The organism is Chthoniobacter sp., from assembly GCF_040003245.1.
GTDB lineage: Bacteria > Verrucomicrobiota > Verrucomicrobiia > Chthoniobacterales > Chthoniobacteraceae > Chthoniobacter.
Window position 1 is genome coordinate 1 of the sequence record NZ_JBDUCX010000338.1, and the last position, 5,715, is coordinate 5,715.

Consider the following 5,715-nt stretch of genomic DNA (forward strand, 5'->3'; position numbering starts at 1 on the left):
GCGTGAACGGAGAGGAGGGCGCGGGCCGCTGCGTCCACGTCGAGGCGCGGCGTGATGATCCGGTCGGATGGGATCGCCGCGAGGCGCGGGCGATAGGCCTCGACGAGGCCCTTGGCGAGGACGGCATCGTAGGTTGCAGCGACCGGAACGAAGGCGGCGAGGGCGGCGGCGGTGCCGGCGACGGCCGGGGGCGCGACCGCCAAGGGATCGGCGCCGGGGAGGTAGGGCTTCGGGGCGGAGGCGGCGTTTTCTTTTGAATCTTCAGTCACTTGAGGTTCTCCGGTGGGCTTTGACTTGCGCATGTGCACGGGAGGCTACGAGAAAGGTGGGCCGCGAGAAAGCACTTTTTTGGCGGGCGTGCAGCATTGGGGCAGCGGTAGCTAGATTCTTGCTCAGAACCTGCCGGGGGTATCGCCGGGGAGCGAATTTGGGATTGCCCACGCGCGCGGTGGAGGATTCTGGCCGGCTGGTGCCCGCGGTAGTCGAGCAAACTGCTGAAAAACCTGGCAACCCAAACCTGCGCGACCCGAGATTTCCGTCGGGATCCGGTCGCCAACCTATCTCCGCGAGTGGCGGCTCCATGGGCGCGACCGAGAAAGTCATCCAGGCATTGCTCCTGGTAAACGTTCCGGCGCCCTCGGTCCGCCAGGCGGGTGTTGACGGCCGCGTTACCCGGTCCCGCTGCGGCGGCTTCATGCCGCCTCCGAGAGCAATGTTGCTATCCGAACAAGATTATACGCAACGCCGATTGATCATCCCCCGCTTCCATGGACACCCCGAGTATGGCGATAATGCGCCAGGAGTTGTCGATGGCACGAAGGAAACGAAGGTCGTTCACGCCCGAGTACAAGGCCGAAGCGGTGCGCTTGGTCCACGTCGGGGATCGCAGCATCGGCGAGGTCGCGAAGGCCCTGGACCTGCCGGAGACGGCGCTGCGGAACTGGACCAAGCTCGCGGCGATCGACGCCGGCAAGGGGCCGCCGGGCGCGCTGACGACGGCGGAGCGCGAGGAGCTGGTACGGCTTCGGCGGGAGAACAAGCGGCTTGAAATGGAGCGAGAAATCCTGAAAAAAGCGGCGGCCTTCTTCGCGAGGGAGAGCCGGTGAGGTTCGAGCTCATCGACGCGGAGAAGGCCAAGTACCCCCTCGCCGTCCTGTGCGCGGCGCTGGACGTCTCGCGGAGCGGCTATTACGCGTGGAAGGGGCGCCCCGCGTCGGCGAGGGCCAGGGCCGACGAGCAGCTCGGCGTGGAGATCGTGGCCATTCACCGTCGTAGCCGTAGCACCTATGGGAGCCCTCGTGTCCACGCCGGTCTGCGCGCGAAGGGACGGCGCGTCGGCAAGAAGCGCGTTGCGCGTTTGATGCGCGAAAAAGGCCTCGCGGCACAGCGAAAACGTCGATTTCGTCGCACCACCGACTCGAACCATGACGGCCCGATCGCACCCAACCTGCTCGAGAGAAACTTCGTTCAAGAAGCCCCGAACAAGGTCTGGGTGACCGACGTGACGTACATCTTCACCGCCGAGGGGTGGCTCTACCTCGCGGCGATGATCGACCTGTTCTCGCGCCGCGTCGTCGGCTGGGCCACCAGCAACACCAACGACCGTTTCCTCGCCCTTGACGCTCTGTATCAAGCTCTCCGCGCCCGTCGACCACGAACCGGCCTGATGCACCACTCGGACCGTGGAAGCCCCTACGCGAGCGAGGATTACCGCAAAGCCTTGCGTGATCGCGGCATCACCGCCAGCATGAGCCGCACCGGAGATTGCTGGGACAACGCCGTCGCCGAGAGCTTCTTTGCCAGCCTGAAGGGCGAGCTGGTCGATCACGAGCGCTACGCGACGCGGACCGCGGCCGTCGCGTCGATCGGCGACTACATCGAGAGATTCTACAACACCGAGCGGCGGCACTCGCACCTCGGCTACGTCAGTCCGATTGAGTTTGAATTGAGATCACAGACGGCGGCAATTGCTGCATAGTGAGACTGTCCACCGAACCGGGGGAGGATCAGATCAGGTGTGCGATTAGTCGGGTGCTGGCCTGTCACTTATAGAGACAGAGAGCCGTCAACAGACTTGCTTTTAGCAGCCACTCCGGCGGGATCGAGGCTAGTCCCAACGCAATACATCGCGTCGAATGTGGGCGACAGCTGGACCAAGGCTGTGTCGAAGAGCATTTTGATTTTCGCAACGAGTGGTGCGAAGAGACCACCGGTTTGGGCGACTGAAAGCACTGCCTCGAGGGTTGCCTCGTCATCGTCTGTTCATATTAAAGCTGACAGGACCTGGCATGCAACTATGCTGATAAGGGCCCGCTTCGTATGATGCAGCACTAAGAGGGCACAACCGCTACTCTCTTGTTTCCCATCGTGTTGGCGGTCGTTCCAAATCGCATAAATCCAGACAGCCCGAGCGCTGCGTGACGCGGCGGCTCGCCGGACGCATTCCACACGCCCATCGCAAGTGCTCGACCCGGCTATGAAGATTCGGGTCTTAGTCGTCGCTTTTTCTTCCACAGCTCGTTGAGCGCCGGTCGCATCCGTCTCCACACAGAATCTGGAATTATAGGCGCGCCGGCACGAGCGAGATGATAAGCCTGCATCAGTTTGATGGCGTCGATCTCGCCGCAACCAGAATTCAAGAGCACTTCTGCTTTTACTTCGACATCTTCTGCCTTGCGCGCGAACCTGGAATAGCCCCGAATCAAATTCACAAGACCGAACGACAGAACGAGCGTTAGCAAGGACGCAACCACACGCGCTACGCCAACCCGCACTTTGTTAGAATCAACACCTATGAGAGCAATTGTCAACAGTATAAAAGATCCTCCGATCGCAAACGCGGCGAATATTTGACAGTAGCGGACCATGCGCTGGCAGAGGTGCTTGCTCCACCAAGCTGATTCCATCACGTTTTCGAGCAGTCGCTTTGAGCTGGGCACCTCCAAACTCGCAAAGTATGGCTCGGCAGTGGCTGCCAGCATAGAGGCTTCTTTGAGTATGTCATCATAGCGAACCAGCATATCGGGATAATCTCGATTGGATACGGGCCAGCCAAGCGATTCGAGCCAATCGACGCTTCGTCTGACCATTTCAGCATCGCCCTTGATGATCTCCATTTTTTGACTAGCTAACTCGGCGAGTATGGCAATGGCGACAACGACGAATGGAACGGGTACCGCCGGAAAATTGGGCACCAAGGAGACTGCCACAACGACGAAACTTAGGCCCTTAAGCGATAGTGATGTTCGCCACCACGACTTTGCGCGTAGGCTCAGAAGGGTGCAGACTGTAGCGTGCTCGGTTTCGATAGTCGTGTTACTCATGAGTTGTCTCCAGCGATTTAAGCGTCGGGCATTCGATTTGGGTGATCATCGTTCTCAAGTATAAACGATAAAGATGCAACTGTCGTCGGACTATGTACTCGGACGCGGGCATAATGCGCATAACTCAATCGTCGTAGCCGGTGTCTTTTCGATGGGCCCTGCGGAACCGTCTGGGACTCCCATCGATCAGACCATATCCTGATTCCACTTCCTCGTTCGCTATGGGGTCTTTTGGCTCGGTGACTCCAATTCGCACTTGTGGAGAGTAGACGTCATATAAAGGTTGCTTCCTCGACATGAGAAAGTTCGTCAATGTCTGGACGCTGCGATCCCCATCACTAGCTCGTCTCCAGTCCGAGTCGCGACTCGACGCAGGCAGTTCCTGGGTCGCGATGACTGCCGCTCGCCGGAGCATGAAAGGGGCATCCGTGCCAAAGAATTCGGAAATGATGCTTCGTCGGTCCACGTTGTCGCAGTACTTGCCAAGTGCAACTGTGGCCCAGCATCGAACAGGCGCTGGGGAGTGACTGTTAAATGCAAACCGGCGCAAAGCGTCAATTGTTGTTGGTAAGACGTTGTTTTCGATGCGCGACAATGTAATTACGGCATGCATGTTTACCCATTCGTAGCGATTGTGATCATGGCTGGATAGCATCTTGCAGAGTTCGCGTTGAACGTCTTCATTGACATCTGCCGACAAGAATCGACACCACTTGTCTGCCCCGCCGGGGCTTTGCAGAAATTGTTGCAACGCAAACTCGCGAAGCGGCGAAAAACACCGCTCCCGCATTTCTTTGAAAGAGCCAGCTTCGAGCAATCGACCCGCGTAAGCTCGAGCCATGCGGTCGTTGCCGTCTTTATTGGACTCCTTCATCCCCCGAACAATACCCGGTATTATCTTTTGTATAGTGGCCACGTGTTCTGTGTCGAGAACGGTCTCGATCTCTTGCAAGCGCTTCTCGTGGTCGGCTGCAAAGAATGCCCCGTACTCGTCAGTGCCCGGTTCAAGAAGCTTCGATTTAGCAGAGTTTAGGAAAAATCCACGGAGCTTGCATATCGTCTGAAGTCGATGCAATGCGTCAAGCGCGTCACCACGCGAATCGGCCACAATTCGCATGTCATCGACATACCGGGCGAAAAAAATCCCGGGGATATTTGACATCTCTCGATCCACGGCGGTCAAGAGTAAGCTGCCCATGAACGAACTGGGGTCGTAGTTTTGAGGTATGCCACTACCGCTTCCAGTGCCCGAGCACCAAAGCAGCATCTTCCTGAGCGATTCAAGGCACGGTGCAAACTCAGTCGAAGACGAGCTAGGTAATAAGTCGACCAGTGCTCGAATAAGATCGTTAACTGTTATATGTTCGTAATAGTTTGCAAGGTCTGCGACGACCACCCACTTGCCTGCGTTGACATATTCGCCAAATGTAGCCATTCGACAGTTGTTTTCGAAGTCGGACCAAGCATCGAGGGTCTTGATAATTGGGAATGGGTACTCGCGTGGTTTGTGCGGCGAGACGTGAGATTGGTTATAGGAATAGCACTGCTTGCTCATGGTCGGAGCCAGTACTGGGAACAGCTCAAAAAGCGTCGCCATGTATGGAATCCGAAAATCTATCGGAAGTAGAACGGCATCACGAGTTAAGAAGTTCTGTTTGGGCACCTTCAATCGCTGGAAAGGTGTCCTGTTAAACTGGTCAAGTTGTTGCGGATTTTGTGAAAGATACGCTTCCGATCCCTCAAAAATGTCGAGATAGCGAACGGGATCTGGGAAGAAGTCGTCTCTGACATCCTCCTTGAGCCAAGCGAGAACGCTGGACCAATCGACATCCTTCGATCCGCTGTGTGACAATGTGCTGCAATCCTTGGTGCTGAGGGTGTACGGCACGCACCGTACAGCGAGGAGAAACAACAGGGAAGCAGATTTTTCTTGCACGTGCGGCATCGACTCGGTGTATCCGTAGGTCCAGCAACGTCTTGAGCCTGTGGCCCTCGTCGTCAAAGCTCACCGCCGGGAGCTAACATGGCGCCAGCAGGAGAACGGTGCGTTTGGGAGCGGATCGCGGCCGAGCGGTGCGCATCGTTCGGATCGTATATGGGCTGCGATGATAGATTCCGGCAAGCAAGTGATGCCCCTTCGCAACGTACTCCAGGGCGGCCTCTGGTTTTTCGCGGCGTCGAGCCTGAATTGCTCAATGCCCCGAACCGCCGCACCCGACGCGTCGCCCAACGCCACGCTCTGCATCACGTCTGTCGTTCCGTCCGCATCGGGCGCCGCTCCCGTCGGCGCACCACCTGCTCCGGCGGTCACCGCCAGCGCGTCGCCGCCCGCCCCGAGCGCGCCCTCCGCCGAGAGCCTCGATCGCGCAACACCCACGCTCCCTTCGCCGCT

At 58.1% G+C, this 5,715-nt stretch carries 3 protein-coding genes and 2 pseudogenes; 2 read left to right on the forward strand and 3 right to left on the reverse strand.

The window, feature by feature from the left end:
* Nucleotides 1–269, reverse strand: a pseudogene (locus ABJF10_RS28805) (hypothetical protein); the annotation flags it as partial.
* Nucleotides 270–809: 540 nt separating this feature from the next.
* On the opposite strand from ABJF10_RS28805, the gene ABJF10_RS28810 reads away from it, so the two are divergent.
* A protein-coding gene (locus ABJF10_RS28810) for an IS3 family transposase (RefSeq protein ID WP_348548058.1) occupies nt 810–1,978 on the forward strand; the annotation gives its coding sequence in 2 pieces (ribosomal slippage) (nt 810–1,074 and nt 1,074–1,978; 1,170 coding nt in all).
* Between the two features lie 496 nt (nt 1,979–2,474).
* Here the strand turns inward: ABJF10_RS28810 and ABJF10_RS28815 are convergent.
* Nucleotides 2,475–3,323 carry a hypothetical protein gene (locus tag ABJF10_RS28815; protein WP_348548056.1) on the reverse strand — a complete coding sequence of 283 codons (849 nt, stop codon included), beginning with the start codon at nt 3,321–3,323 and terminating at the stop codon, nt 2,475–2,477.
* Nucleotides 3,324–3,447: 124 nt separating this feature from the next.
* Nucleotides 3,448–5,268 (reverse strand): RNA-directed DNA polymerase, encoded by a 1,821-nt coding sequence (locus ABJF10_RS28820; protein WP_348548057.1) that lies wholly within the window; start codon nt 5,266–5,268, stop codon nt 3,448–3,450.
* Between the two features lie 250 nt (nt 5,269–5,518).
* Between ABJF10_RS28820 and ABJF10_RS28825 the strand changes: the two are divergent.
* Nucleotides 5,519–5,715 (forward strand): annotated as a pseudogene (locus ABJF10_RS28825) (hypothetical protein); the annotation flags it as partial.